This is a genomic window from Arthrobacter sp. HMWF013, from assembly GCF_003061105.1.
Lineage (GTDB): Bacteria > Actinomycetota > Actinomycetes > Actinomycetales > Micrococcaceae > Arthrobacter.
Window position 1 is genome coordinate 1 of sequence record NZ_QAIQ01000696.1, and the last position, 1,828, is coordinate 1,828.

Below are 1,828 nucleotides of genomic sequence, written 5' to 3' on the forward strand. Positions count from 1 at the left end.
TGTGTCTGTTGTTTGAGAACTCAATAGTGTGCCAAGTTTGTTGATACCAATTGTTTTATTGATTGGTTGTTTTGGCCAGGCCTGTCCACCCCGTGGATGGTGTTTGGTTTTTACAGCTGGTTTCAAATTTTGCAGCCGTTTTGTCCCGTTTTCCCGGGGCTGGTGGTTGTGTTCGTTTTTGTTTTACTTCAACGGAGAGTTTGATCCTGGCTCAGGATGAACGCTGGCGGCGTGCTTAACACATGCAAGTCGAACGATGATGCCAGCTTGCTGGTGGATTAGTGGCGAACGGGTGAGTAACACGTGAGTAACCTGCCCTTAACTCTGGGATAAGCCTGGGAAACTGGGTCTAATACCGGATATGACTCCTCATCGCATGGTGGGGGGTGGAAAGCTTTTTGTGGTTTTGGATGGACTCGCGGCCTATCAGCTTGTTGGTGAGGTAATGGCTCACCAAGGCGACGACGGGTAGCCGGCCTGAGAGGGTGACCGGCCACACTGGGACTGAGACACGGCCCAGACTCCTACGGGAGGCAGCAGTGGGGAATATTGCACAATGGGCGCAAGCCTGATGCAGCGACGCCGCGTGAGGGATGACGGCCTTCGGGTTGTAAACCTCTTTCAGTAGGGAAGAAGCGAAAGTGACGGTACCTGCAGAAGAAGCGCCGGCTAACTACGTGCCAGCAGCCGCGGTAATACGTAGGGCGCAAGCGTTATCCGGAATTATTGGGCGTAAAGAGCTCGTAGGCGGTTTGTCGCGTCTGCCGTGAAAGTCCGGGGCTCAACTCCGGATCTGCGGTGGGTACGGGCAGACTAGAGTGATGTAGGGGAGACTGGAATTCCTGGTGTAGCGGTGAAATGCGCAGATATCAGGAGGAACACCGATGGCGAAGGCAGGTCTCTGGGCATTAACTGACGCTGAGGAGCGAAAGCATGGGGAGCGAACAGGATTAGATACCCTGGTAGTCCATGCCGTAAACGTTGGGCACTAGGTGTGGGGGACATTCCACGTTTTCCGCGCCGTAGCTAACGCATTAAGTGCCCCGCCTGGGGAGTACGGCCGCAAGGCTAAAACTCAAAGGAATTGACGGGGGCCCGCACAAGCGGCGGAGCATGCGGATTAATTCGATGCAACGCGAAGAACCTTACCAAGGCTTGACATGGACTGGAAATACCTGGAAACAGGTGCCCCGCTTGCGGTCGGTTCACAGGTGGTGCATGGTTGTCGTCAGCTCGTGTCGTGAGATGTTGGGTTAAGTCCCGCAACGAGCGCAACCCTCGTTCTATGTTGCCAGCGCGTTATGGCGGGGACTCATAGGAGACTGCCGGGGTCAACTCGGAGGAAGGTGGGGACGACGTCAAATCATCATGCCCCTTATGTCTTGGGCTTCACGCATGCTACAATGGCCGGTACAAAGGGTTGCGATACTGTGAGGTGGAGCTAATCCCAAAAAGCCGGTCTCAGTTCGGATTGGGGTCTGCAACTCGACCCCATGAAGTCGGAGTCGCTAGTAATCGCAGATCAGCAACGCTGCGGTGAATACGTTCCCGGGCCTTGTACACACCGCCCGTCAAGTCACGAAAGTTGGTAACACCCGAAGCCGGTGGCCTAACCCCTTGTGGGAGGGAGCTGTCGAAGGTGGGACTGGCGATTGGGACTAAGTCGTAACAAGGTAGCCGTACCGGAAGGTGCGGCTGGATCACCTCCTTTCTAAGGAGCACCTACAACCATCCTGCCGGATGTATGTCCGTGTGGTGGGGTTGTCAGGAGTATATGCCCGTTGCGCAGACGATTGTTCTGCGGCGGGTGCTCAAGGGTGGAATATCA

At 55.3% G+C, this 1,828-nt stretch carries 1 rRNA gene; it reads left to right on the forward strand.

Annotated features, from left to right (window positions below):
- Positions 1–188: 188 nt before the first annotated feature.
- A 16S ribosomal RNA gene (locus tag DBR22_RS22545) occupies positions 189–1,711 on the forward strand.
- Positions 1,712–1,828: the final 117 nt, after the last annotated feature.